Raw genomic sequence first — 23,614 nt, forward strand, 5'->3', positions numbered from 1 at the left:
GCCGGCCCCCTTTGCAGTAAAGGAACAGACTATGTTGGGCATCATCATTTGTGGTCATGGCGGTTTCGCCAGCGGTCTGGAGCGCGCCATGCTGCAGATCCTCGGCGAACAGGACGCGGTTATCGCCATCGACTTTCCCGAGAGCTCCACCACCGCCATGCTGCAGGCGCAGTGCGAAGCGGCGCTGGCAGAGGTCGACAAGGGGGATGGCGTGGTTTTCCTGACCGACCTGCTCGGCGGCACCCCGTTTCGGGTCGCCTCAACCCTCTCACTGCACCAGCCAGAGCGGGAGGTTATTACCGGTACCAACCTGCAGCTGCTGCTGGAGATGGTGCTGGAGCGCGATGGCCTCAGCGCCCGTGAATTCCGCCGGCAGGCCCTTGATTGCGGCCACCGGGGTCTCACCTCGCTGGCGGATGAGATGGGTAAAGAGCGTCAGACAGATGTCGCTCTCGCCGAGGAGGGCATCTGATGGTCTCACGGATCCGTGCCCGTCGCCTGCTGACCGAACAGGGTTGGCTGGAACATCAGGAGCTCACCCATGAAGGGGGCATCATCACCGCCATCGCTCCCATCACGGATGGCGATCCGGCGCGGGATGCCGAGCTGCTGGTACCCGCGCTGATCGACGGTCATGTCCACGGCGGTGCCGGTGTCGATGTCATGGATAGCGATGGCAATGCCTTGGCTACCTTGTCGATGGCCAAGGCGGCAGAAGGGGTCGGCGCTTTTCTTGCCACCACGGTCACCGCCCCACTCCCCGAGATAGAGCAAGCACTTGCCCGCATTGCCGATGGCGTTGCTCACGGCATGCCGGGCGCCGAGCTGCTCGGCTGCTATCTGGAAGGCCCCTACTTCACGCCGGACAACAAGGGCGCCCACGATCAGGCGCTGTTTCGGGAGCTGGATATTGCCGAACTGAACCATCTGCAACAGCTGGCGCGTGGCAGCCTGAAGGTGGTCGCACTGGCACCGGAAAAGCCGAATGCCATCGCGGCCATTCACCATCTTGCCGCAAACGGCATACGGGTGATGCTGGGCCACTCGGCGGCGGATCACGACACCACCATGGCGGCGCTGGCAGCGGGCGCCTCCGGGCTGGTGCACTGCTTTAACGGCATGCGCGGCCTGCACCACCGCGAACCCGGCATGGTCGGTGCGGGCCTTGTCCATCCCGCAGCCTGGCTGGAGCTGATCGCCGATGGCCATCATCTCCACCCGAGCGTGCTCAAGCTCTGTCACTGCTGCGCCGGCCAGCGCCTGCTCTTGGTCACCGATGCGATGCGCGCCGCCGGTATGCCCGACGGTCACTATCTACTTGGCAACTATCGGGTCGAGATGAAAAACGGCGTGGTACGCACCGACTCTGGCGGTCTGGCGGGCAGCACCCTCACCCTGCTTGGCGCCGTACGCAACATGGTGCAGCTGGCGAACGTACCGCTCGATGAAGCCATCGCAATGGCCTCGCTGGCACCAGCAAAGATGCTCGGCATTGCCAATCGCCTCGGTTCACTGGCAGTTGGCAAACAGGCCAACCTGCTCGCTCTAACCACTGAACTCAATCAACAACACATCTGGGTGGCTGGCAGGGAGATAAACCCGACCCAGCTCTCCTCCCTTTTCTCAGGATCTCGCGTCAATCAGGACGCTCAGGAGTCACTATGTATCTGATCTCTTCCCATGAAATGCTCAAAGATGCCCAGCGCCGCGGCTACGCCGTACCGGCTTTCAACATCCACAACCTGGAAACCGTGCAGGTGGTGGCTCGCACCGCCGCTCGCATGCGCTCTCCGGTGATTTTGGCTGGCACCCCGGGCACCTATCGCCATGCCGGAGTCGAGTATCTGGTCTCCATCTGTCAGGCCGCCGCCCATGAGTACCGTATCCCGCTGGTGCTGCATCTGGATCACCACGAAGACGAGCAAGACATCCACAACAAGGTCGAAGCGGGTATTCGCTCCGCCATGATCGATGCCTCGCACTTTCCGTTTGAAGAGAACATCGAGAAGGTGCGCAGCGTGGTGACCTTCTGCCACCGCATGGGCGCCAGCGTCGAAGCGGAGCTGGGCCAGCTGGGCGGTCAGGAAGATGACCTCATCGTCGATGCCGCTCATGCCAAATTTACCGACCCGCTCAAGGCAGCCGAGTTTGTCCGCCGCACCGGCATCGACTCGCTGGCGGTGGCCATCGGTACCGCTCACGGCCTCTACAAGGAGGAGCCCCGTCTGGACTTCGCCCGCCTCGCCGCCATTCGCGAGCAGGTGGATATTCCGCTGGTACTGCACGGTGCCTCCGGCGTACCGGAAGCCGATGTGCGCCGCTGCATTGAGCTCGGGATCTGCAAGGTCAACGTTGCGACCGAACTGAAGATAGCCTTCGCCGATGCGATGAAAGCCTTCCTTGGCTCTCATCCGGATGCCAGCGACCCGCGCCAGTATCTGGTGCCCGCCATGGCCGCCATGGAGGAAGTAGTCGAGGCGAAAATCCGTATGTGCATGAGCAATAACAAGATTTGATAACAATAAAATTACGGTAACAGGTCTGGGAGATAATAATGATGGCTCGCGCATCCTTGCGAAATAAGGTATGGGAATTTGCCCAGAGTTTGGGGAAAACATTTATGTTTCCCGTCTCTCTGATGGCATTCATGGGATTACTGCTGGGGGTGGGATCATCCATAACCAGCCCCTCCACCATAGATAATTTTCCTTTTCTTGGTGGGGAATATACCCAGCTCATCTTCAATCTGGTGGCAACCGTAGGCAGCTTCGGCTTTACCTATCTGCCCATCATGTTTGCCATCGGAATTCCGATGGGATTGACCGAAAAGAACAAGGGTGTCGCGGCCTATTCCGGTTTCGTCGGCTATATGGCGATGAATATCGGGATCAACTTCTATCTTGCCAGTACCAATCAACTGGCTTCGCCGGAAAATATCAAACTGGCGGGGCAAGCCATGGTGATGGGGGTTCAGACCCTCTCCATGGGGGTGCTGGGTGGCATAGTGTCGGGGATCGTGACCTACTTCATCCATCGCCGTTTCTATAACCTCAAACTGCACGACGCCTTCTCGTTCTTCAGCGGATTGCGCTCCGTGCCCATCATCACCGTGCTGGTCATGTCGCTGATAGGTCTCGCCATGCCGCTCTTCTGGCACTATGTGGCGCTCGGTATTACTGCGGTCGGCAACATGATCATCTCTGCCGGCTCTTTTGGTGCCTTCCTCTACGGAGTGGCCATTAACCTGCTCAAACCGCTCGGTTTGCACCACATCATGCTGGCCATGGTGCGCTTTACCCCGGCAGGCGGTACCGAGCTGGTCAATGGCGAAACCATTTCCGGCGCTCTCAATATCTTCTTCGCCCAGTTGAAAGCGGGTGAACCCATCAGCCCGGCAGCAACCGCCTTCCTGTCTCAAGGGTTTATGCCGACCTTTATATTCGGCCTGCCTGCTGCAGCGTTGGCCATGTATATGGCAGCCACGCCCAGCAATCGAACCAGAATCAAGAGCCTGATTATCTCCGGGGTACTGGTCTCTATCGTGACCGGTATTTCCGAACCCATCGAATTCCTGTTTCTGTTTGTCGCACCGGTACTCTATCTGTTCCATGTCTTTATGACCGGCGCCGCGCTCTTTGTGGTGGCCATGTGTGGCGTCACCATCGGCAATACCGATGGCAGTGCACTCGACCTGCTTATTTTCGGCATCATGCAGGGCTGGCAAACCAAGTGGTATCTGATAATTCCCATTGGCCTTATCTGGTCTGCCATCTATTTCACCGTCTTCTACTGGTACATCAAGAAATATGACATCAAGACCCCCGGCAGGGATGAGGTTGATGATATCCAGATTGCGAAACACGACCCGGCCGTGATCCTGAGTGCCCTCGGTGGCAAGGAGAATATCGTCAGCCTGGACAACTGCGTCACACGGCTGAGACTGGTGGTACACGATATGGGCAAGCTGCAGGAGAAGATCCTGAAACAGGCTGGCGCCCTCTCCGTCGTCAAGATCGACGAGCACAGCGTGCAGGTCATCATTGGCGCTCAGGTTCAAACCGTGAAGGATAATCTCGATGCTCTCCTGTAAAGATCGGGAGGCCCTGCGCCTCCCCCCCACCTCTGCCGACTTGCAACCCTCCCGTTTCGACGAGCTGGCAGATCGCATCAGCGACAAATGCCGCAAGTGGGATATGAAAGTGATCGAGAGCCGCTTTGGCCCCGTTCCCGCCGACAGCATTCCCATGTGGATTGCCGATATGGATTTCAAATCACCGCCGGCTGTGGCTCGCAAGTTCAGCGAAATCATCAGCTGGGGCACCTTCAGCTACACCCACTGCATCGATGATTTCTACGAGGCGGTCATCAACTTCCAGACCCGCCACCACAAGGTCGCGGTGGAGCGGGAGTGGATCACCCTCTCCTATGGCACCGTCTCTACCCTGCACTACACGGTGCAGGCATTCTGCCAGCCGGGTGACAGCATCATCATGAACACCCCTGTCTATGATCCCTTTGCCAAGGCGGCCGAAAGGCAGGGGGTCAAGGTTGTAGCCAACCCGTTAGCCCTGAGCAAGGGGCGATACCGGATCGATCTGGCGAAGCTGGAGGAGCAGATCATTGGCCACAAGCCCAAAATCTATTTTCTCTGCTCGCCCCACAACCCGTCGGGCAGGATCTGGAGTCAGAGCGAGCTGGAAGTCGTTGCCGACATCTGCCTGCGCCATCATGTGTTGATGATGGTCGATGAAGTGCATGCCGAGCACATCATCCATGGCGAGTTCGTCTCCTTTCTGGCGCTGGAGGAGCGTTACTGCAACAACATGATGCTGATGAGCTCGCCCAACAAGGCATTCAATCTGGGCGGATTGAAAACCTCCTACAGCATCATTCCAAATCCGCAGATCAGAAGTCGGTTCAGAGCTCGCCTTGAGCAGAACTCCATCACCTCTCCCAACGTATTCGGGCTCTGGGGAATTATCACCGCCTATAACGAGTGCGATGAATGGCTGGCCGACTTGAATCTCTATCTGAGAGAAAACTACGCCCTGCTGGCGTGCTACTTCAGGGAGAACCTGCCCGACTTTCAAGTCATGCCGATGGATGCCTCCTATCTGGTCTGGGTCAATACCAAAGGGAGCGGAATGAGCGCAAGCGAGGTGACCCGCAGGTGGGCAGTCGAAGCGGGGGTCATCATCGAAGATGGCTCCCACTACGTCAGCGATGGCGAAGAGTATGTGCGGATCAACATAGGCACCTCCCGCCAGCTGCTCGGTGAGGCGCTGCAGCGTCTGGGAAAATGGGCACAGCAGCAGGCCTGACGGCTGTCGATATTCCCATCGGCAGAAACAACAAAAGGGACGCCATGGCGTCCCTTTTGTTTCATATGGCCACTGTGCGTTGCCAGTACCCGAACCATCAGATCCCCTGACGGGCTTCCTGCATCAGCAGGCGCATATCGCTCACGGCCTTGGCCAGACCGTCGAAGGCGGCGCGGCCGATGATGGCGTGGCCGATGTTGAGCTCATAGAGCTCGGGGATGGCGGCGATGGCCTTGACGTTGTGGTAGTGCAGACCGTGGCCGGCATTGACCTTGAGCCCCTTGCCAGCGGCATAGGAGGCACCGGCGGCGATGCGCTTGAACTCGGCGTTGCGCTCGGCATCTGTGGTGGCATCGGCGTAACGGCCAGTGTGGATCTCAATAAAGGGAGCACCACTCTCGGCAGCCGCATCAATCTGAATGGGATCGGCATCGATAAAGAGCGAAACCTGCGCCCCCACCGCGGAGAGACGGGCAACGGCATCAGTCACCTTGTCCAGCTGACCGGCCACGTCCAGACCGCCCTCGGTGGTCACCTCGGTGCGCTTCTCCGGCACCAGACAGACGAAGTGAGGCTTGATGCGGCAGGCGATGCCGATCATCTCTTCGGTCACCGCCATCTCAAGATTCATTCTGGTCTGGATGGTCTGGCGCAGGATCTCCACGTCGCGATCGGTGATGTGGCGGCGATCTTCACGCAGATGCACGGTAATGCCATCGGCCCCGGCCTGCTCGGCCACGAAGGCGGCCTGTACCGGATCCGGATACTGGGTGCCCCGGGCGTTGCGCAGGGTGGCGATATGGTCGATGTTCACACCCAGATAGATTTCACTCATTGAGAACTCCTTGAAAGGCTTCATCTGTTGACTGCGCGGTCAGCGAATCCCCCCGCGCCAATATCCGTATGTCTGTAATCTGTGTCAGCCTTGCATGCTGGCTTTGCGTTTTAAAAACAGCTCCCGGCTCTTTAGCTGGCGCTTGCCCAGATAGGGTTGCAAGGCCAATCGGCTGAAACGTTTGGCCGCCTGCAGCAAGGGAGGGGTATCGAAACGTCCCTCGGCAAAGGCGAGCAGGTGGGCACCGAGAAACAGGGTACGGGGATCCGGCGCCCGCTCGCAAGCAACAAAGCCCAATTCACGCTCGAAGCCATAGAGCAGGGTCGGCTCGATGGGCGACTCGTCGTCCGCCGTGTATTCGAAATCCACCGCATAACCCAGCGCCTGCAGCAGCAGGAACTCGAAGCGACGCAGCGGCAGCTCAGGCGTCTCGCCGTCAGCCAGCGCCATGATGGCACGGGCATAGGCATCGAACACCTCGGGGAACGGGGTGTGCGCTTCCAGCAGGTAGTAGACCAGCTCGTTGAGATAGAGGCCGTAGAAGAGGCGATCGCCACCGAGTCGCAGGGAGTGGTCGGGACATTCGACCTGGGTGAGGTTCTTGAGATCCCCCTTGCCGCGCCAGGCGATGGTGAGCAGGGTAAAGGGTTGCAGCAGCCCCTTGAGAGGGGAGCGTGGCCCGCGAGAACCGCGAGCCACCAAGGTAAAGCGGCCACTATCCTGGGTGAATACCTCGACCAGCTGGCTGGTCTCCCGATAGGGCCGGCTATGGATGACGAAAGCCGGGGTCAGCAATCCGCCATTACCTCTCAAAACCTGTCCACGCACTGTCACGAGAGGCCGTCAGCAAGGTAAAAAGCAGCGCAGGAACCGGAGTGTATGTGAATACATGAGGATTCCGAGCAGCGCATGAGCCTTGATCATGGCCTCGCAGTAAGCGCGTGCACAGGTTCTTAATCATCGCCGTAACCGAGACTGCGCAGGGCGCGCTCGTCATCGGCCCAGCCTGACTTGACCTTGACCCACAGCTCGAGGTGCACCTTGTTCTGGAACAGCCGTTCCATATCGAGGCGCGCTTCGGTACCGATGGTCTTGATCTTCTCGCCCTTGTTGCCGATGACCATCTTCTTCTGGCCATCGCGCTCGACCAGAATGAGACCGTGGATGTGATAGATACCGCTCTCTTCCACCTTGAAGCGCTCGATCTCCACCGTCACCGAGTAGGGTAGCTCTTCACCGGTGAAGCGCATCAGCTTCTCGCGGATGATCTCGGAGGCCATGAAACGGGAGGAGCGATCGGTCACGTAGTCTTCCGGGAAGAAGTGGACGTTTTCCGGCAGCAACGGCTTGGCCCACTCGCGGATCTTCTCCACGTTGGTGCCCTTCTGGGCACTGATGGGCAGGATATGGGCGAAGTTCATCTGCTGGCCCAGCCACTCGAGGTGGGGAAGCAGCTCCTCCTTCTCCTTGACGTTGTCGATCTTGTTGACCGCCAGCACCACCGGGCATTTGAGATTGCGCAACTTGCCCAGCACCATCTCGTCATCTTTGGTCCAGTGGGTGCCGTCCACCATGAATACCACCATGGCCACGTCGCCCAGCGAACTGGTGGCGGCGCGGTTCATCAGGCGGTTGATGGCCCGTTTCTCTTCAATGTGCAGACCCGGGGTATCGACATAGATGGTCTGGTAGTTATCCTCGGTGTCGATCCCCAGGATCCGGTGACGGGTGGTCTGGGGTTTTTTCGAGGTGATGCTGACCTTCTGGCCAAGCAGCTTGTTGAGCAGGGTGGACTTGCCCACGTTGGGGCGGCCCACGATGGCGACAAAGCCGCAGTAGGTTGTATCTGTCATGACAGTTTTTCCAATGCTTGCTGCGCCGCGGCCTGTTCGGCCTTGCGGCGGCTGGTGCCGACCCCTTTGATCGGACCATCCAGACCTTCCACGTCACACTGGACGGTGAACTCCTGGTTGTGGGCTTCGCCCTTGACGTTGGTCACTGTATAGGTCGGCAGGGATTTGCGGCTTCCCTGCAGAATTTCTTGCAGACGGGTCTTGGGATCCTTCTGTTCGATGCCCGGCTTGATCTCCTCCAGACGGCTGGTGTACCAGCCCAGCAGCAGAGTGCGTACGGTCTCGAGATCACTGTCCAGATAGACGGCGCCAATCACCGCCTCGACCGTATCGGCCAGGATAGATTCACGGCGAAAACCGCCGCTTTTCAGCTCGCCCGGCCCCAGGATCAGGTGATCCCCGAGGTCAAACTCGCGGCCCAGCTCGGCCAGGGTCTTTTCGCGTACCAGAGTGGCGCGCATCCGGCTGAGATCCCCTTCCGCCGCTTGCGGGAAGCGGTGGAAGAGATCGTCGGCAATCACCAGACTCAAAATCGAGTCACCCAAAAACTCCAGTCGCTCGTTGTGACGGGAACCGGCGCTGCGGTGAGTCAGCGCCCGGGTCAGCAGTTCCAGATCCTGAAAGACGTGTCCGAGACGGGACTGCAGTCTGTTCATCTTGATATTCATTTACTTGATTCCGCCAATGCGGTTGAAGCGCACCCCTGTCGGTACCCAGCTTGGCAGCAGGGAGCCCTCTTCGCGCTCGAATTCAAAACTTATCCAGATAGCGACCGCCTTGCCGACCAGATTCTGCTCGGGCACAAAGCCCCAGAAACGGCTGTCGGTACTGTTGTCACGGTTGTCGCCCATCACGAAATATTGCCCCTCCGGTACTACCCACTCATCAGGATAGGTGCCGGGCTGGCGATAGTAACGGCCAACCATATCGGGCATCAGCGGGTTGCGCAGGGTCTCATGGGAGACATCGCCCAGCTGCTCGGTATAGCGGTCAAGGGGGATCCCCATCTGGGTAAATTCGCCTCTTTGTTCAAACTTGACATCGAGCTTCTGGAAGCCCGGGCACGTTTTCCCCTCCTGCTCCTCGCACTTGGGCCGGATCATCAGCTCCTTGTTGCGATAGATAACCCGATCCCCCGGCATGCCGACCACCCGCTTGATGTAGTCCACCCGCGGTTCGAGCGGGTATTTGAACACCACCACATCGCCGCGCTTGGGCTCACCGGTCTCGAGGAACTTGGTGTTGGTCACCGGGTCCCGCAGACCATAGGCAAACTTCTCCACCAGGATGAAATCGCCCACCAGCAGAGTGGGCATCATGGAGCCTGACGGGATCTGGAACGGTTCAAAGATGAACGAACGCAGGATCAGCACAAAGGTGATGACCGGGAAGACCCCGGCGGTCTGTTCAATCCAGACCGGGACGGGGGCCACCTTGGCCAGGGTTTTGTCATCCAGATGAGCGCCGCCATGGGCACGGGCCACGGCAATTTTGGCGGCTCGCTGTTTGGACCAGATCATCTTGTCCAGACACCAGATAACACCGGTGATCGCACAGACCACCACCAGGATCAGGGAAAACGTGCTTGCCATCTATTAATCCTTTCCGACGTGGAGAATCGCGAGGAAGGCTTCCTGCGGCACGTCGACACGGCCGAGGGACTTCATCCGCTTCTTACCTTCTTTCTGCTTGTTCAGCAGCTTCTTCTTACGACTCACGTCACCACCGTAACACTTGGCAGTTACGTCCTTGCGCAGTGCCTTGACGGTGCTGCGCGCGATGATCTGGTTGCCGATGGCAGCCTGAATCGCGATATCAAACATCTGACGCGGGATCAGCTCGCGCATCTTCTCCACCACCTGACGACCGCGATACTGGGCGTTGTCCTTGTGGGTGATGATGGCGAGCGCGTCGACCCGCTCGCCGTTGATCATGATGTCCAGACGCACCATGTCGGAGGTTTCGAAACGCTTGAAGCCGTAGTCCAGCGAGGCGTAGCCGCGGCTGGTTGACTTCAGGCGGTCGAAGAAGTCGAGCACCACTTCCGCCATCGGGATTTCATAGGTCAGCGCCACCTGCTTGCCGTGATAGACCATGTTGGTCTGCACGCCACGCTTCTCGATACAGAGGGTGATCACGTTGCCCATGTACTCCTGCGGCAGCAGGATGTGACACTCGGCGATCGGCTCGCGCATCTCCTTGATGCTGGTGATGGCAGGCATCTGGGCCGGGCTGTCGATGTGGATGGTGGAGCCGTCGGTCAGCTCGATCTCGTACACTACGGTCGGCGCCGTGGTGATCAGATCCAGATCGTATTCACGCTCCAGACGCTCCTGAATGATCTCCATGTGCAGCATACCGAGGAAGCCGCAACGGAAGCCGAAGCCCAGCGCTGTGGAGCTCTCCGGTTCGAAGAACAGGGAGGCATCGTTCAGGGAGAGCTTGTCGAGGGCGTCACGGAACGACTCGTAGTCATCGCTGGAGATGGGGAACAGACCCGCATACACCTGCGGTTTCACCTTCTTGAAACCGGCCAGCGCCTTGTCGGCACCGTTTTTGGCCTGAGTCAGGGTATCGCCCACCGGCGCGCCGTGGATGTCCTTGATACCGCAGACAACCCAACCTACCTCGCCGCAACCCAGCCCGTCGGTGTCCACCTGCTTGGGCGTGAAGATACCGATACGATCGACACCCCACACCTGACCGGTGCTCATCACCTTGATCTTGTCGTTCTTCTTCAGGGAACCGTTCTTTATCCGCACCAGAGAGACGACGCCCAGATAGGAGTCGAACCAGGAGTCGATGATCAATGCCTGCAGCGGCGCGTCCGGATCACCTTCCGGTGCCGGGATCTTGGCCACGATCTCTTCCAGTACCAGATCGACACCGAGGCCGGTCTTGGCAGAGCAGCGCACCGCATCGACCGCGTCGATACCGACGATGTCTTCGATCTCCTCGGCAACCCGCTCGGGTTCTGCGGCTGGCAGGTCGATCTTGTTCAGTACCGGCACCACTTCCAGATCCATCTCCATGGCGGTGTAGCAGTTGGCCAGAGTCTGTGCCTCAACCCCCTGGCCGGCATCTACCACCAGCAGCGCCCCTTCACAGGCCGCCAAAGAGCGGGAGACCTCGTAGGAGAAATCCACGTGGCCCGGGGTGTCGATAAAGTTCAGCTGGTAGGTGTTACCGTCTTGTGCCTGGTAGTTCAGGGTCACACTCTGCGCCTTGATGGTAATGCCGCGCTCGCGCTCCAGATCCATGGAGTCAAGCACCTGAGCCTGCATCTCGCGGTCGGACAAGCCACCGCAAGTCTGGATCAGACGGTCCGACAGGGTCGATTTACCGTGGTCGATGTGCGCAATAATCGAAAAGTTACGAATGTGTTTCATCGAGCAAGAGTCACTCAAAATTGGTTTAAGGTCGGTTATGGAGGCGCGATTTTACTGGATAACCCGGCTGACGGCCATTCTTTAGTCGCCAACGCCAGTGAAATAGCGCCTGTTCGGTCAGGAGAGGGTACGGACGGGAACTACAACGCCGAGCATGCGGGGGCCATAACGCCCCTCATCGAGCCGGCCGGAAAAGTAACGAACCAGTAAAAAGCCGCCAGCCCCCCCCAGCAGAGAGGCAAGAATGGTGATCCCCTCTCCCCCCGAGAGCAGCGGTGCCAGCCAGAGTTGCCCCAGCAGAGCACTCGCCAGCAGGCAGAACAGCGGCAGCACATAGACCAGCGCGGCCCCGCGTAGCAGGCTCTCTTGCGGGATGCCGAGCCGAATCTGCTGGCCAACGCTCACCTCGGCAGTAAGGCGAACCCGCAATCGTGGGGCTTTCAGGGGAAACGCCTTGGCGACAGTGCCGGTACCGCAACCGGATTGCTGCTGGCAGCCGTTGCAGGCAGAGCGCCGTTCGCACTCCACCCAGGCATGATCTCCTTCGATGGCTACTACGGTCGCCAGCTCTTCACTCATCTCGTTCACGGCAACACCTCGTGCTCATGCAATGGCTGGATCTGAACACGACTCACAGCCAACGGCAAGCAGCGCACCACTGTGAGCCCAGAGCATGGACTCACTGCACGGCCTCGTTGCGAGCCAGCGGCTGCACCGACTCGGCAATCCGTTTGGCGGTTTCGGCAGGCACTTCCCCGACCACGGTGATCTCGACGCCCACCTCGTTGACGAAGCTCACCAGCGAGGTGGCGCCCTGGCGGATCAGCTGCTGGCGCACAGCCTGCTTGGGATCGACCCGGGAGACGTAGACCGAGAGATCCACCAGCCCGTCGGAGAGCATCATGTAATCCACTGGCATACTGGTGGTCACCAGCTGGTGCCTGTCCTGCGACAACACCTTGAAGCCATCGGGCAACCAGGTCACCTGCCAGTTCAGCTGCTGCTGCGGTGCCGGATAGGCATCTTCCAGCGCCAGCGCCGGGGGCAACTTGCTGTTGGCCAGGGTCACCAGCCACGGGGCAGGTTTGTTCTGCAGCTCCAGATCAACCCCAAGCAGCTGCTCGACCAGATTGCCTTCCCGCTCCACCATGTCGACACGCAGCAGCAGATGGCTCTGCTCGTCAACCCAGAGCATGAAGCCGTACTTGTCGGCCTCCTTGGGCACCAGCCTCACCACCTGAGCCACCACACCCGCGACGCGGCTGCGGCCGGCCAGTACGGGATCATAGCTCTGCAATACCCGGGAGAGCGGCATGCTGACCAGGCTCGACCAGATACCTGGGAAGCGGGCATCCTTCAGGGTGTAGGGGTCATGGCTGTTTTCAAAGAAGGTAAACTCGTTTTCGCGCTGCAGATACTCGATCGCCTTGCCGTCGAGGTAGCTGAGATGAGCCACTTCTTTGCCATTGATCACGGCGTGGCTGATGCGGATCGGTTCAAGACGCCCCTGACGGGCCTTGACCATGGACAACTCGAAATTCTGTTGATGCACGGCACTCTGCATCTGCTGCAACAAGGCCTCGGCCGACTTGTCGTCGGCCGAGGCCTTGGCACTGATTAGCAGGAGAGAGGCCAGCAAAATACGGCTGGACTGGCGCACGTTTGTATCCCTGACAACTCGTTATTGTTGGATCTGTCTGTCTTGCAACAGGCGCTGCTGTAACTGGTGATCACGCAGGAAGGCGTTGATGCGTTCGCGCTGCTCCTGCATCTGCTGTTCGGTCATTCCCTGTTGTGGCCGAACGCGGTTGCCCTCTTGCGGATAGTGGACGCTCACTGGCGCAGCACTACCACCGATGGGGATGGTATTGAGCACAGGGTTGTTCGGCACGCCGTCCTGACCCTGATACTGCTGCACCCCGAAGATGACGGCGGCGGCCACAGACGCAGCGATGGCATATTGCCCCAGCTGCTGGCCAACCCGACGAAACAGGGGTACCACATTGGAATCTGTCTTGACCGGTGCAACGACCGGTTGCGCCACCGGAGCGGCCTCGACCGGCTTGGGTGCCAGTATGGTCGGCTCATCCTCCAGCGCAGCCATGATGCTGTCACTGAGATCCAGTTGCAGATTGACCGGCAGGTCACCCCGCATGGCATCGCCAATCAGGTGGTAACGACCCCAGGTATCTTGCAAGCCAGAGTCCATCTCCAGCTCGTTCAGTACCTCTGCGTCACTCAGCTCACCATCCATCAGGGCAGAGATTTGCTCTTTGTTTGCCATAAGTTAACCCGTCTTTCCCCAGTTAATTCTCGATCAGAGGTTGCAGCTTTTTGTCGATTGCTTCCCTCGCCCGGAAGATACGGGATCTGACCGTACCCACTGGGCAATCCATGATTTCGGCAATCTCTTCATAGCTCAGCCCTTCCAGTTCGCGAAGGGTGATCGCTGTCCTCAGGTCTTCCGGCAATGCCTCAATGGCTGAAAACACGGTGCGTTTGATCTCGTCAGTCAGCGCCAGGTTTTCCGGGGTTGAGACCTCTTGCAAGGCTTCACCGCCGCCATAAGACTCCGCTTCGTCAGCCTCCACATCACTGCTCGGGGGCCTGCGCCCCTGGGAGGTCAGATAGTTCTTCGCCGTATTCACGGCAATTCGGTACAACCAGGTGTAAAAAGCACTCTCGCCACGGAATGTCGGCAATGCCCGGTAGGCTTTGATAAACGCCTCTTGCGCCACATCGGGCACGTCGCCGGGGTTGTTGACATACCGGGCAATCAGGTTGACCACCTTATGCTGGTATTTTTTTACCAACAGGTTGAAAGCTGCTTTGTCGCCGCGCTGGACCCGTTCAACCAGCTGTTCGTCCAGTAGATTCTGGTCGCTCATCAGAGCCGTAAAACCCCCATCAGGTTATCGTTCTTCTTTTCCGGCCCTTCCTAAGCGCACAAGTTCAGACAGGGAGAATCAGAGAAAGTTCGAATCTGTTTAAAAAAATGTGATGCAGGCTGCATCCTCGCCCCCGCTTGGGCTACCATGGTGCCAGTTCTTAATCCAGGCCAATGATACTTATGAAAGCAAGTGTTGAATACCTTTGCGACGTACTGATCATTGGCAGCGGTGCCGCTGGTCTGACTCTCGCATTGCGATTGGCAGACCAGGCCAAAGTCCTGGTTCTGAGCAAGGGGCCCATCAGTGAAGGGGCCACTTTCTATGCGCAAGGAGGCATCGCTGCCGTGTTCGACGAGACCGACAGCATCGAATCCCACGTGAGCGACACGCTCAACGCCGGGGCCGGGTTGTGTGACCCGGCCGTGGTCGAGTTCACCGCCCGCCACGCCCGCGAGTCAATCCAGTGGCTCATCCAGCAGGGGGTTCCCTTCGATCAGGAGGAGAACGCCGACGGTGAATCCCAGTACCACCTGACCCGCGAAGGGGGTCACAGCCATCGCCGTATCTTCCACGCGGCGGATGCCACCGGCAAGGCGGTGCAACTCACCCTGATTGATCAGGTTCGCGCTCACCCCAACATCCAGCTGATGGAGCGCTTCAACGCGGTCGACCTCATCACCACCCGCAAACTCGGTCTGCCAGGCAACAAGGTTCTGGGCGCCTATGTCTGGAACCGCAATGCCGAACAGGTCGAGGTGGTTCGCGCCCGCTTCGTGGCGCTGGCCACCGGCGGCGCCTCCAAGGTCTACCAGTACACCTCCAACCCCGATGTGAGCTCTGGCGATGGCATCGCCATGGCATGGCGCGCCGGCTGCCGGGTGGCGAATCTGGAGTTCAACCAGTTCCACCCCACCAGCCTGTTCCACCCGGACGATCCCAACTTCCTGCTGACCGAAGCGCTGCGTGGCGAGGGGGCCTATCTGCGCCGCCCGGACGGCAGCCGCTTTATGCCTGAGTTTGACGAGCGTGCCGAGCTGGCGCCGCGCGATATCGTCGCCCGCGCCATCGACCACGAGATGAAGCGACTCGGGGCGGATTGCATGTATCTGGACATCAGCCACAAACCGGCCGATTTCATCATCAAGCACTTCCCGACCATTTATGAGCGCTGCCTCGCGGTCGGCATCGACATCACCAAGGAGGCGATGCCCATCGTCCCGGCCGCCCACTACACCTGTGGCGGCGTGATGATTGACAACAATGGCCAGACCGACATCCCCGGCCTCTACGCCATCGGCGAAGTGACCTACACCGGTCTGCACGGTGCCAACCGGATGGCCTCCAACTCCCTGCTGGAATGTGTGGTCTACGCCCATCAGGCGGGGGCCGACATTCTGGCCAAGCTGCCGATGAGCGCCGAGCCGCCGCGCCTGCCCGCCTGGGACGAGAGCCAGGTGGAGGATTCTGACGAACTGGTGGTCATTCAGCACAACTGGCACGAGCTGCGGCTGATGATGTGGGACTACGTGGGCATAGTGCGTACCAACAAGCGCCTCGCCCGGGCCAAGCGCCGCATCGATCTGCTCAAGCAGGAGGTGCAGGAGTACTACGCCCACTTCCGGGTCTCCAACAACCTGCTGGAACTGCGCAACCTGTTGCAGGTGGCCGAGCTTATCGTCAACTGCGCCCTGCAGCGCAAGGAGTCGCGCGGCCTGCACTACAACCTCGATTACCCGGAGATGCTGCCGGACTCGAAACCGACCGTACTGACCCCGGAGCGGGATTGATCCCCGCTCCTGCCATACCAATGACCCCGCTTCGGCGGGGTAATTTTTTTAGGGCAATCCGGGACAAACCGTCGAACAGAGAGCCTCCCTCGTTGCTTGTGCAAAGAGGCAAATCGGGAAGTGATGAAAACAATCAGCGCCGGTCGGCGGGAAAGTTGATTGCCCGGGCCAGCAGGCGGTAGTGATCGGGAGCCAACGCATCGGCGAAAAGCCAGAGCGCGCAAGGGCGCCCCTGCTCCGGATGCAGCTCAAGGCGCAGCACGCCGGGCAGAATGCGGCTCTTGTTGCCAAGCCGATAGGATACGTTCTGCCAGCGCAGCCACTGGCCATCCCACTCCAGCTCGAACGGAGTATGGGGCAATGCCCGCCAGCTCAGGGCAAGTGCCAGCAACCAGACGGCAACAAATAGCGCCCACTGCCAGCCGGTTACGAGGGCGCTGACCGGCCAGAGCAGCAACAGAGCGAGGGCCACCAGCCAGTAGCGCTGATGGCGGGAGGGGTGAACAGGGATGATCACCCGCTCCAAGGCATCAGGCCTGACGGTCGTGACGGGCCTGATTGCGCTCCAGGATCATCTTGATCATGGCGCTGAAGGCGGGATCGGCCGGCACAGCGTGCCCCATGGTCCAGCGGAACAGGTCCGGATCATCGCTCTCCAGCAGGCGGATAAAGGTCTGCTGATCGGCTTCGCTCAGGGAGTCGAACTCGTGTTCGAAAAAGGGCATAAAAACAACATCCAGCTCGAGCATGCCACGGCGGCAGGCCCACTTCAGGCGGGATTTTTCAACTGGGCTCAACATGGAACTCTCCTTACAAAGACCCGGGGATGGTACCAGCTGGATTTTCCGGCTGACAAACATTAGTTACGTCTTTACCATGCAGGTCACATACTTTCTCTCTGGAATACCATCGTGAGCCTGCAACCCCCTGTTTTTCCTGCCGAGCCGACCCGCTTCGCCCTGACCAAGATAGCCATCACCCGACTGAGTGGTCAGGATCGCGTCAAATATCTGCAAGGTCAGGTCACCTGCGACGTCAACGCCCTGCAACCGGGGCAGAGCACGCTGGGTGGTCACTGTGATCCCAAGGGCAAGCTGTGGAGCGATTTTCGCCTGCTCTGCCTTGAAGAGAGCCTGCTGCTGCTGACCACCCCTTCGGTGCTGGAGCGCCAGCTGCCGGAGCTGAAAAAATTTGCCGTCTTCTCCAAGGTCGAGATTGCCGCCGACGAACGCCACGCCACCGGTCTGGCTGGCAAGGGCACAGATGCGTGGGTCGCCACGCAGTTTGGTCTGGAGCAGAGCGGTTTGGTCGCTGACGGCATGGCGGTGAAGATCGAACATGATCGCTGGCTGCTGGTGAGCAGTGAGCAAGCCGACGCGCTGCCAGCGGGTGACGAATCCCTCTGGTGGGGTCTCGAGATCAAGGCCGGCCTGCCGCACATGGAGGCGGTGCATCAGGGCGAATTCATCCCGCAGATGCTCAACCTGCAGGCGCTCGATGGCATCTGCTTCAACAAGGGCTGCTACATGGGGCAGGAGACGGTGGCTCGCGCCAAATATCGCGGCGCCAACAACCGCGCCCTGTTCCTGCTGGCGGGCAGTGCCAGTGAGCCGGTCAATGCGGGCGACACCCTGGAGATCCAGCTCGGTGACAACTGGCGTCGCAGCGGCATGGTGCTCAACGCCTGGCAACATCAGGGTCAGGTATGGCTCACCGCCGTACTGCCGAAAGATACCGAGGCTGACGCCCGTTTTCGCCTCAAGCAGGAGGAGAGCTCCCAGCTCACCCTGCAACCCCTCCCCTACGAACTGACCGAGTAAGGTCGGCTAGCGAGGCACCCGCGCCAGCAGGGCCTCCTTCAGCCAGCGCCCCGCCTGCCCCAGCGGGCGGGCGCGATGCCACTGCAGCTCCAGCGCCAACGCATGGCTGGCGATAAAGTCGGGCTCCAGCACCACCACCTCGCCCCGCTTCAGCGGCTGATGCAGTAGAAATTCCGGAATCGCGGACCAGCCAAGGCCCCGCTTAACCAGCTCCAGCACCCCGAGATCCCCCTCGACCCACCACACTTGAGCCGAGATGCGAAAACGCTGGCGCTCGCTCCCTTCCCGTCTGCCGGTCACCATCAGCTGGCGTGCCCCCTGCAGATCGACCTCCCGCAGCGGCTGCTTGCGGGCCAGCGGATGATCCGGCGACACCACCAGTGGCATAGTCACCTCCCCCAACGAACGGGCGACGATCTCCCGCTGGGGATGCACCTTCTGGTAGCTGATGCCGAGCTGGGCCCGGCCAGTCACCAGCATCTCGGTCACATCTTCCATCAGCGGGAAGAGCAGCTCCAGCTCCACCGTGGGGTAGCGGGTGGCGAACTCCTCCAGCAGGGTGCCGAGCCAGGGTAGGTGAGAGTCATCGTCGATGGCCAGGGTCAGGCGCGTCTCCACACCTGCCGCCAGTTCGCCGGCGATGGACTGCAACCGCTCGCTCTGGGCTAGCAGGATCCCCGCCTCCTGCACCATGCGCGCCCCCGCCTCCGTCAACTGCGGATAGCGACCGCTGCGGTCAAACAGGGTCAGCCCCAGATCGATCTCCAGATTGGCGATGGCGCTGCTTACCACCGACTGCGCCTTGCCCAGCTTGCGGGCAGCGGCGGAGAAGGAGCCGCTCTCGGCAGCGGCCAGCAAGATTTTCAGTTGTTCCAGCGATGGATTCACCCTTCGGCTCCTCTTTTTAGCCCCCGACAGGCCTGTCATCTATCTATTTTAGCGATAGATACCAACGTGAAACCATCGCAATTTAGCGATAGATTGCCCCCATGTTTTCAACGTGACTGTTCAAGAGAGTGATTTATGCGTACCCGTAACGACCGCATCCGCCAAGCCATCGGCTTTGAAGTGATTGGCCTGTTCATTGCCGCCCCGCTGGCCAGCTGGGCGACCGGCATTCACCTCAGCCACATGGGGCCGCTGGCGCTCTTCTTCTCGGTGATGGCGACCCTCTGGAACTACGTCTACAACATCGGGGTCGACAAGCTGCTGCTCAAATATCAGGGACACACCTACAAGAATGTCTGGCAGCGGGTGGTGCACGCCATCGGCTTCGAAGGGGGTCTCCTGACCGTGGCCCTGCCGGCCATGGCCTGGTGGCTCAACGTCAGCATGCTGGAGGCGCTGGTGCTGGATCTGGGCTTCGTTGCCTTCTATCTGGTCTACGCCTTCGTCTACAACTGGGTTTACGACAAGGTATTCCCGATCCCGGGCGAGTCGATGCCGAACCTGCAGCAGAATGCACTGGGTTGAAGAGAAACCGGCAACAGACGGTAAAAACAGGGCACCATCATGAAACCTGATGATGGTGCCGGAGAGGAGGTCGGGGAGCGCTGACCGGTCGGTCAGCGGCAGGGGATCAGGCTTGAGCCTTGGCGGCTTCGCTGCTCTCGGCCTCTTCGCTCTCCTGTTGGGCCTGGGCGGCCTGCAGGGCCTCCAGTTCGTTCTGGTAGTCGCTCAGGATCTGCTGGGCCACGGCCATGTCACCCTTGTGCTTGCGCTCGAACAGATGGTGCTGCACCACGCCGTTGAGATACTCCACCGTGATGGGCTGCTCAAGGGTTCCCATCAACTCCTCTTTCTCCAGCTCGGCATTGATTTCATCGGCGGTCGTGCGCAGCAGCCCGGCCAATTGAACCAACATGCGGCGCTCACCTTCGCGCAGCAGGCTCAACATGCGGTTTCTCTGCTGCTCATTCTGTTGGGTCATACATTTCCTTACGTCGATAGGGAACAATCCCGCTCATTCTGCCCTGTCCCCGAGACAGCGTCTATCTCATGCCCCCCACTAATTTTCGGCGCTCGCTCACAAATGGCGCCAGATGCTATTTGCTCCGGCTCTGGGGTATAGTAGCCGCTGATTTTCGGGATATTTCTGCAGCAAAAGGGTGTCCCGCCTGCTTATTCATCGAGGCGAACTTCTCCGTTATGACCGATGCCATTGTGGTGCTCTGCACCTGCCCCGACCAAACCAGTGCCGACCTCCTCTGCGAACAGCTGCTGAACCGCCAGCTGGCCGCCTGCATCAATCAGCTGCCGGGGGTCACCTCCGTCTACCGCTGGCAAGGCAAAGTGGAGCGGGCGACCGAGATCCAGCTCGTCATCAAATCCCGTCAGCCGCTCTTTGCCGAACTGCAGGCGTGTATTCTGGCCCATCACCCCTATGAGGTGCCCGAGCTGCTGGCGCTGCCGGTGAGCGCCGGCCTGCCCGCCTACCTCGCCTGGCTCAAGGAGGAGACGCCATGATGCGCAGTCGCCTGTTCACCCTCCTGCTGGTGCTGCTGACGCTGACCACGGCCGGACTCGCGCCAGCCCGGGCCAGCGGCACCGATATTCTCGGTTCCCTCGGCCTTGCGGCGAACGCCAAACCGACGTTCCTCAAGGTGGATGAGGCGTTTCGCCTCGAGAGCGAACAGCGGGGTGATCAGCTGCTGCTGACCCTCAACATCGCTGACGACTACTACCTCTATCGCCACAGCCTGCGCTTCAAGGGAACCAACCTCACCTTCAGCGACCCGGCGCTGCCGGAGGGGAGCGAGCATGAGGATGACTTCTTCGGCAAGACCCGGGTCTATTACCAACAGGTGACCATAGCCGTGCCGCTGCGAGAGGTGGGGGAGCACGCTACCCTGCGCCTCACCTATCAGGGCTGCACCGACGGTCTCTGCTACCCGCCGACCGACAAGCTGATCGAGGTTGCCCCGCTCGCCACGTCTGGCACGGATAACCCGCAGGCGGCCAACCCGTCGCTCAGCCAACAGGATCAGCTGGCCGCCGCCCTCGGCAGCCAGGGCTTCTGGCTCAGCGTCGCCGCCTTCTTCGCACTGGGGCTGGGACTGGCCTTTACCCCCTGCGTATTCCCCATGTACCCCATTCTGACCGGCATCATCGCCGGTGCCGGCCATCGCCTCTCCACCGGCCGCGCCTTCCTGCTCTCCATGGTCTATGTGCAGGGGATGGCGGTGACCTACACCTTGCTCGGACTGGTGGTTGCCTCGGCAGGGCTGAAGTTCCAGGCTGCACTGCAACACCCCTATGTGCTGATCGGCCTCTCGCTGATGTTCGTGCTGCTGGCCCTCTCCATGTTCGGGCTCTACACCCTGCAGCTGCCGAGCAGCTTGCAAACCCGGCTCTCCGGCCTCTCCAACCGCCAACAGGGCGGCTCGGTGGCCGGGGTCGCCATTATGGGAATGATCTCCGGGCTGGTCTGCTCCCCCTGCACCACGGCGCCGCTCTCGGGGGCGCTGATCTACGTGGCCCAGAGCGGCGATCTCTGGCTCGGCGCTGCGGCGCTCTATGCCCTCTCGCTCGGGATGGGGCTGCCGCTGCTGCTGCTCGGCACCTCGGGCGGCAAGCTGCTGCCCAAGGCGGGCGCCTGGATGGATGTGATCAAGCAGCTGTTTGGCTTTGCCCTGCTGGCGGTGCCGATCCTGCTGCTGTCACGGCTCTGGAGTGATCAGGTCACCACCCTCGCCTGGCTTGGCTGGGGACTGCTGCTATGCGGCTATCTCTATCACCACAACCAGCACCAGCCCCACTCGGTGGCCAAGAGCCTGCGCGGCTTCGTGCTGCTGCTGGCGATGATCAGCGCCGTGGTGGTGGGCAAGGATCTGCTGCAACCGCCCGCTACCGGCGCGGTCACGACGGGCACCAACCAGAGTGCCCCGCAGTTTGTCCGCATCAAGACCCTGGCTGACCTCAAGGTGCAGCTGGCTGCCGCCCGCGGCAAGCCGGTGCTGCTCGACCTCTACGCCGACTGGTGCGTTGCCTGCAAGGAGTTCGAATACAAGACCTTCAGCGACGCCGCAGTGCGCGAGCGTTTCGGCCAGATGGTGCTGCTGCAGGCGGATGTCACCGCCAACGACGATGCCGATGTCGAGCTGCTCAACACCCTCAACGTGCTGGGGCTGCCGACCCTCATCTTCTTCGACCTCGAGGGCAAGGAGCTGACAGGCCAGCGGGTCACCGGCTTTATGGGGCCGGCGGAGTTCCTCGATCACCTCGACAGAGTCAGCCATGCCAAGTGAGCTGCGCCGATTGCAGCCAAGCGATGCGCCGGCCTTGCAGCGTCTGCTCGAGCTGGCCCCCGCCTATCAGGCGGCAGTGAGCGATGAGCCCCTCTCCGCACAAGCCGCAGAAGAGGAGCTGCTAGCCTGCCCACCCGACCTGCCGCTCTCTGCCAAGCATCTCATCGGTCGCTGGGAAGAGGGGGAGCTGACCGCGGTGGTGGATCTGCTGCGTGGTTATCCCGACCCGACCACCGCCTATCTGGGGCTGTTGCTGGTAGGGGAACCCTGGCAAGGGGCTGGTCGTGGTCAGGCGCTCTATCGCCACGCCAGCTCACTGGCGCGCTCATGGGGAGCCACCCGGCTTCGTCTGTCGGTCATTGCCAGCAATGAATCCGCACTCTCTTTTTGGCAGCGCAGAGGGTTCACCGAGTGCTATCGTCGCGAGCTGGCCGGCTATCGGGCCGAGGCCATCGTGCTGGAACGCGCACTGGAACCGTGAGCCGAGGTTTGCCACCGCCCGTTCGCGTGGCACAATCTGCCCTCCCGTTTTGCTCTTTTTGCACCTGTTCGGAGTTTTGATGAAAAAGTGGTTCATCCCCCTGCTGGCCCTCTGGCTGTTTGGTTGTAGTGCAGGGCCCGGAGAAGATGTTATCCGCCAGCAGGTTACCGCCAAGTTGCTGGCCGAAACGGATGCCAACCTGTTCGATATCAGCGATTTCACCATCCTCGGCAAGGAGGAGCGGATGGAGGGGGTCTATCTGGTCAAGGTGAGCTACCAGCTCCACTTCAAACAGGGACTGGATCAGCTGCAGGTGCTGCACGATGAAGATCTGATTTATGACCGTGTCGGTCCCTTCCAGCAGGAGATGGGACTGATGGAGCTCGAGCGCAAATATGGCGAGTTCGAAGCGGGTCAGGTGTTGCCGCAAGAGGCAGAGGTGTGGATGATGAAAGGCGAACAGGGGTGGCGACTGGCTGAACCGGCGCAATAAAGGGCTGCCCGCCCCTTACTCTCTGCAAGCTCTGCCGTGATTGACCAGCTCAGACCTGGGTATCGACCCGATACCCTTTTCGCTCTGCGGGTTCACCCGGCAACTTGCTGGCCAACCCAGACAGCACATCCTTGAGGGTGATCCCGCTATCTGCCGCACCGCTGCTCTCCAGTAGCTTGGTCAGCTGGCTCTGCAAGGGGTCAATCGCGTCGTTCTGCCCCCCTTGGCTGCTCTCTTTGCCCTTCCCACCCGGTTGATCCAGCGTCTCCAGCAGACGCGCCAGATCCCGTTTCAGCGGGCTCTCGCTGTTGTCGGCGAGCGCAATCTTTCGTTGTTCCTGTTCTTGCCGCTGTTGTTGCTGCAACGCCAGCTGTTGCTCCTGCTGCTGTTGCAGGGCTCCCATCATGGTATTGATGAACGCCTCCAGCGAGTCCTTGATTGACATATGGCTGCCGCCACCCCCTTCTCCTTTTGACGACAGTCCGAGACTGTCCAGC

Annotated in this window: 27 protein-coding genes; 12 read left to right on the top strand and 15 right to left on the bottom strand. The window is 60.3% G+C overall.

Annotation, left to right across the window (positions count from 1 at the left end; genetic code table 11):
- The first annotated feature begins 31 nt into the window (after positions 1–31).
- The 5 genes from agaF (at position 32) to I6L40_RS19040 (ending at position 5,321) form a co-directional block, all read left to right on the top strand.
- Entirely contained in the window at positions 32–472 is a 441-nt protein-coding gene (gene agaF / locus I6L40_RS19020; protein WP_201972847.1) for a PTS galactosamine/N-acetylgalactosamine transporter subunit IIA, read from the top strand.
- Positions 472–1,671, top strand: a complete 1,200-nt coding sequence (gene nagA / locus I6L40_RS19025; RefSeq protein ID WP_216994713.1) for an N-acetylglucosamine-6-phosphate deacetylase — start codon at positions 472–474, stop codon at positions 1,669–1,671. The genes agaF and nagA overlap by 1 nt, the downstream gene beginning before the upstream one ends.
- Positions 1,662–2,516 carry a tagatose bisphosphate family class II aldolase gene (locus tag I6L40_RS19030; RefSeq protein ID WP_041210622.1) on the top strand — a complete coding sequence of 285 codons (855 nt, stop codon included), beginning with the start codon at positions 1,662–1,664 and terminating at the stop codon, positions 2,514–2,516. Before nagA ends, I6L40_RS19030 begins: the two co-directional genes overlap by 10 nt.
- A gap of 104 nt (positions 2,517–2,620) precedes the next feature.
- Positions 2,621–4,090: a maltose/glucose-specific PTS transporter subunit IIBC gene (gene malX / locus I6L40_RS19035; protein ID WP_254204059.1), complete on the top strand. Its 1,470-nt coding sequence runs from the start codon at positions 2,621–2,623 to the stop codon at positions 4,088–4,090.
- Complete coding sequence (locus I6L40_RS19040; RefSeq protein WP_216994714.1) at positions 4,077–5,321, top strand: MalY/PatB family protein; 1,245 nt, start codon at positions 4,077–4,079, stop codon at positions 5,319–5,321. The genes malX and I6L40_RS19040 overlap by 14 nt, the downstream gene beginning before the upstream one ends.
- A 97-nt stretch (positions 5,322–5,418) precedes the next feature.
- On the opposite strand, the gene pdxJ is transcribed toward I6L40_RS19040, so the two are convergent.
- From pdxJ to rpoE, 10 genes are all read right to left on the bottom strand, one after another.
- Positions 5,419–6,156 (bottom strand): pyridoxine 5'-phosphate synthase, encoded by a 738-nt coding sequence (pdxJ, locus tag I6L40_RS19045; protein WP_005335389.1) that lies wholly within the window; start codon positions 6,154–6,156, stop codon positions 5,419–5,421.
- Positions 6,157–6,240: 84 nt separating this feature from the next.
- Positions 6,241–6,951: a DNA repair protein RecO gene (gene recO, locus I6L40_RS19050; protein WP_005335391.1), complete on the bottom strand. Its 711-nt coding sequence runs from the start codon at positions 6,949–6,951 to the stop codon at positions 6,241–6,243.
- Between the two features lie 158 nt (positions 6,952–7,109).
- Positions 7,110–8,009: a GTPase Era gene (era, locus tag I6L40_RS19055; RefSeq protein ID WP_033112795.1), complete on the bottom strand. Its 900-nt coding sequence runs from the start codon at positions 8,007–8,009 to the stop codon at positions 7,110–7,112.
- On the bottom strand, positions 8,006–8,677 hold the full coding sequence (gene rnc / locus I6L40_RS19060; RefSeq protein WP_033112794.1) for a ribonuclease III: 672 nt from the start codon (positions 8,675–8,677) through the stop codon (positions 8,006–8,008). The genes era and rnc overlap by 4 nt, the downstream gene beginning before the upstream one ends.
- Complete coding sequence (gene lepB, locus I6L40_RS19065) at positions 8,678–9,601, bottom strand: signal peptidase I (RefSeq protein ID WP_033112793.1); 924 nt, start codon at positions 9,599–9,601, stop codon at positions 8,678–8,680.
- Positions 9,602–9,604: 3 nt separating this feature from the next.
- Complete coding sequence (gene lepA / locus I6L40_RS19070) at positions 9,605–11,398, bottom strand: translation elongation factor 4 (protein WP_033112792.1); 1,794 nt, start codon at positions 11,396–11,398, stop codon at positions 9,605–9,607.
- Between the two features lie 117 nt (positions 11,399–11,515).
- Positions 11,516–11,977, bottom strand: coding sequence for a SoxR reducing system RseC family protein (locus I6L40_RS19075; RefSeq protein WP_033112791.1), 462 nt, complete (start codon positions 11,975–11,977; stop codon positions 11,516–11,518).
- A gap of 100 nt (positions 11,978–12,077) precedes the next feature.
- The gene (locus tag I6L40_RS19080; RefSeq protein WP_041210625.1) at positions 12,078–13,058 is read right to left on the bottom strand and encodes a MucB/RseB C-terminal domain-containing protein; all 981 of its coding nucleotides are present in this window, start codon (positions 13,056–13,058) and stop codon (positions 12,078–12,080) included.
- Between the two features lie 21 nt (positions 13,059–13,079).
- Positions 13,080–13,682, bottom strand: a complete 603-nt coding sequence (locus tag I6L40_RS19085) for an RseA family anti-sigma factor (protein ID WP_033112789.1) — start codon at positions 13,680–13,682, stop codon at positions 13,080–13,082.
- 22 nt (positions 13,683–13,704) lie between these two features.
- Positions 13,705–14,286, bottom strand: a complete 582-nt coding sequence (gene rpoE / locus I6L40_RS19090) for an RNA polymerase sigma factor RpoE (protein WP_033112788.1) — start codon at positions 14,284–14,286, stop codon at positions 13,705–13,707.
- Between the two features lie 182 nt (positions 14,287–14,468).
- Here rpoE and nadB point away from each other — a divergent pair, with 182 nt between their 5' ends.
- Complete coding sequence (nadB, locus tag I6L40_RS19095) at positions 14,469–16,076, top strand: L-aspartate oxidase (RefSeq protein WP_042029710.1); 1,608 nt, start codon at positions 14,469–14,471, stop codon at positions 16,074–16,076.
- Between the two features lie 133 nt (positions 16,077–16,209).
- On the opposite strand, the gene I6L40_RS19100 is transcribed toward nadB, so the two are convergent.
- On the bottom strand, positions 16,210–16,587 hold the full coding sequence (locus I6L40_RS19100; RefSeq protein ID WP_071914823.1) for a protein YgfX: 378 nt from the start codon (positions 16,585–16,587) through the stop codon (positions 16,210–16,212).
- 19 nt (positions 16,588–16,606) lie between these two features.
- Positions 16,607–16,876 carry a succinate dehydrogenase assembly factor 2 gene (locus I6L40_RS19105; RefSeq protein ID WP_033112786.1) on the bottom strand — a complete coding sequence of 90 codons (270 nt, stop codon included), beginning with the start codon at positions 16,874–16,876 and terminating at the stop codon, positions 16,607–16,609.
- A gap of 111 nt (positions 16,877–16,987) precedes the next feature.
- Between I6L40_RS19105 and ygfZ the strand changes: the two genes are divergently transcribed.
- Positions 16,988–17,896 carry a tRNA-modifying protein YgfZ gene (gene ygfZ, locus I6L40_RS19110; RefSeq protein WP_216994715.1) on the top strand — a complete coding sequence of 303 codons (909 nt, stop codon included), beginning with the start codon at positions 16,988–16,990 and terminating at the stop codon, positions 17,894–17,896.
- A gap of 6 nt (positions 17,897–17,902) precedes the next feature.
- Here ygfZ and I6L40_RS19115 read toward each other — a convergent pair whose 3' ends face one another.
- Complete coding sequence (locus I6L40_RS19115) at positions 17,903–18,784, bottom strand: LysR family transcriptional regulator (RefSeq protein ID WP_216994716.1); 882 nt, start codon at positions 18,782–18,784, stop codon at positions 17,903–17,905.
- Positions 18,785–18,919: 135 nt separating this feature from the next.
- Here I6L40_RS19115 and I6L40_RS19120 point away from each other — a divergent pair, with 135 nt between their 5' ends.
- Positions 18,920–19,369 carry a PACE efflux transporter gene (locus I6L40_RS19120; protein WP_041210629.1) on the top strand — a complete coding sequence of 150 codons (450 nt, stop codon included), beginning with the start codon at positions 18,920–18,922 and terminating at the stop codon, positions 19,367–19,369.
- Positions 19,370–19,475: 106 nt separating this feature from the next.
- Here I6L40_RS19120 and I6L40_RS19125 read toward each other — a convergent pair whose 3' ends face one another.
- Positions 19,476–19,826: a hypothetical protein gene (locus I6L40_RS19125; protein WP_041210630.1), complete on the bottom strand. Its 351-nt coding sequence runs from the start codon at positions 19,824–19,826 to the stop codon at positions 19,476–19,478.
- Between the two features lie 218 nt (positions 19,827–20,044).
- Between I6L40_RS19125 and cutA the strand changes: the two genes are divergently transcribed.
- From cutA to I6L40_RS19145, 4 genes are all read left to right on the top strand, one after another.
- A complete protein-coding gene (gene cutA, locus I6L40_RS19130; RefSeq protein WP_124243104.1) occupies positions 20,045–20,362 on the top strand; it encodes a divalent-cation tolerance protein CutA in 318 nt (105 codons plus the stop codon).
- The gene (locus I6L40_RS19135) at positions 20,359–22,143 is read left to right on the top strand and encodes a protein-disulfide reductase DsbD (RefSeq protein WP_216994717.1); all 1,785 of its coding nucleotides are present in this window, start codon (positions 20,359–20,361) and stop codon (positions 22,141–22,143) included. The genes cutA and I6L40_RS19135 overlap by 4 nt, the downstream gene beginning before the upstream one ends.
- Positions 22,133–22,624: an N-acetyltransferase gene (locus I6L40_RS19140; RefSeq protein ID WP_216994718.1), complete on the top strand. Its 492-nt coding sequence runs from the start codon at positions 22,133–22,135 to the stop codon at positions 22,622–22,624. The genes I6L40_RS19135 and I6L40_RS19140 overlap by 11 nt, the downstream gene beginning before the upstream one ends.
- Positions 22,625–22,703: 79 nt before the next feature.
- On the top strand, positions 22,704–23,117 hold the full coding sequence (locus I6L40_RS19145) for a hypothetical protein (protein ID WP_042029699.1): 414 nt from the start codon (positions 22,704–22,706) through the stop codon (positions 23,115–23,117).
- Positions 23,118–23,166: 49 nt separating this feature from the next.
- Here I6L40_RS19145 and I6L40_RS19150 read toward each other — a convergent pair whose 3' ends face one another.
- The gene (locus tag I6L40_RS19150) at positions 23,167–23,562 is read right to left on the bottom strand and encodes a hypothetical protein (protein ID WP_254204060.1); all 396 of its coding nucleotides are present in this window, start codon (positions 23,560–23,562) and stop codon (positions 23,167–23,169) included.
- Positions 23,563–23,614: the final 52 nt, after the last annotated feature.

This window comes from Aeromonas sp. FDAARGOS 1410 (genome assembly GCF_019048745.1).
Taxonomy (GTDB): Bacteria; Pseudomonadota; Gammaproteobacteria; order Enterobacterales; family Aeromonadaceae; genus Aeromonas; species Aeromonas jandaei.

Bases quoted from the DNA above. Each gene is read 5' to 3' on its own strand.
- I6L40_RS19140 (WP_216994718.1), top strand. From the start codon at position 22,133: ATGCCAAGTGAGCTGCGCCGATTGCAGCCAAGCGATGCGCCGGCCTTG.
- lepB (WP_033112793.1), bottom strand. From the start codon at position 9,601: ATGGCAAGCACGTTTTCCCTGATCCTGGTGGTGGTCTGTGCGATCACC.
- malX (WP_254204059.1), top strand. From the start codon at position 2,621: ATGTTTCCCGTCTCTCTGATGGCATTCATGGGATTACTGCTGGGGGTG.
- lepA (WP_033112792.1), bottom strand. From the start codon at position 11,398: ATGAAACACATTCGTAACTTTTCGATTATTGCGCACATCGACCACGGT.
- I6L40_RS19120 (WP_041210629.1), top strand. From the start codon at position 18,920: ATGCGTACCCGTAACGACCGCATCCGCCAAGCCATCGGCTTTGAAGTG.
- pdxJ (WP_005335389.1), bottom strand. From the start codon at position 6,156: ATGAGTGAAATCTATCTGGGTGTGAACATCGACCATATCGCCACCCTG.
- era (WP_033112795.1), bottom strand. From the start codon at position 8,009: ATGACAGATACAACCTACTGCGGCTTTGTCGCCATCGTGGGCCGCCCC.
- I6L40_RS19075 (WP_033112791.1), bottom strand. From the start codon at position 11,977: ATGAGTGAAGAGCTGGCGACCGTAGTAGCCATCGAAGGAGATCATGCC.
- cutA (WP_124243104.1), top strand. From the start codon at position 20,045: ATGACCGATGCCATTGTGGTGCTCTGCACCTGCCCCGACCAAACCAGT.
- I6L40_RS19105 (WP_033112786.1), bottom strand. From the start codon at position 16,876: ATGTTGAGCCCAGTTGAAAAATCCCGCCTGAAGTGGGCCTGCCGCCGT.
- I6L40_RS19125 (WP_041210630.1), bottom strand. From the start codon at position 19,826: ATGACCCAACAGAATGAGCAGCAGAGAAACCGCATGTTGAGCCTGCTG.
- agaF (WP_201972847.1), top strand. From the start codon at position 32: ATGTTGGGCATCATCATTTGTGGTCATGGCGGTTTCGCCAGCGGTCTG.
- I6L40_RS19150 (WP_254204060.1), bottom strand. From the start codon at position 23,562: ATGTCAATCAAGGACTCGCTGGAGGCGTTCATCAATACCATGATGGGA.
- I6L40_RS19135 (WP_216994717.1), top strand. From the start codon at position 20,359: ATGATGCGCAGTCGCCTGTTCACCCTCCTGCTGGTGCTGCTGACGCTG.
- rpoE (WP_033112788.1), bottom strand. From the start codon at position 14,286: ATGAGCGACCAGAATCTACTGGACGAACAGCTGGTTGAACGGGTCCAG.
- nagA (WP_216994713.1), top strand. From the start codon at position 472: ATGGTCTCACGGATCCGTGCCCGTCGCCTGCTGACCGAACAGGGTTGG.
- I6L40_RS19145 (WP_042029699.1), top strand. From the start codon at position 22,704: ATGAAAAAGTGGTTCATCCCCCTGCTGGCCCTCTGGCTGTTTGGTTGT.
- I6L40_RS19085 (WP_033112789.1), bottom strand. From the start codon at position 13,682: ATGGCAAACAAAGAGCAAATCTCTGCCCTGATGGATGGTGAGCTGAGT.
- nadB (WP_042029710.1), top strand. From the start codon at position 14,469: ATGAAAGCAAGTGTTGAATACCTTTGCGACGTACTGATCATTGGCAGC.
- rnc (WP_033112794.1), bottom strand. From the start codon at position 8,677: ATGAATATCAAGATGAACAGACTGCAGTCCCGTCTCGGACACGTCTTT.
- I6L40_RS19030 (WP_041210622.1), top strand. From the start codon at position 1,662: ATGTATCTGATCTCTTCCCATGAAATGCTCAAAGATGCCCAGCGCCGC.
- I6L40_RS19040 (WP_216994714.1), top strand. From the start codon at position 4,077: ATGCTCTCCTGTAAAGATCGGGAGGCCCTGCGCCTCCCCCCCACCTCT.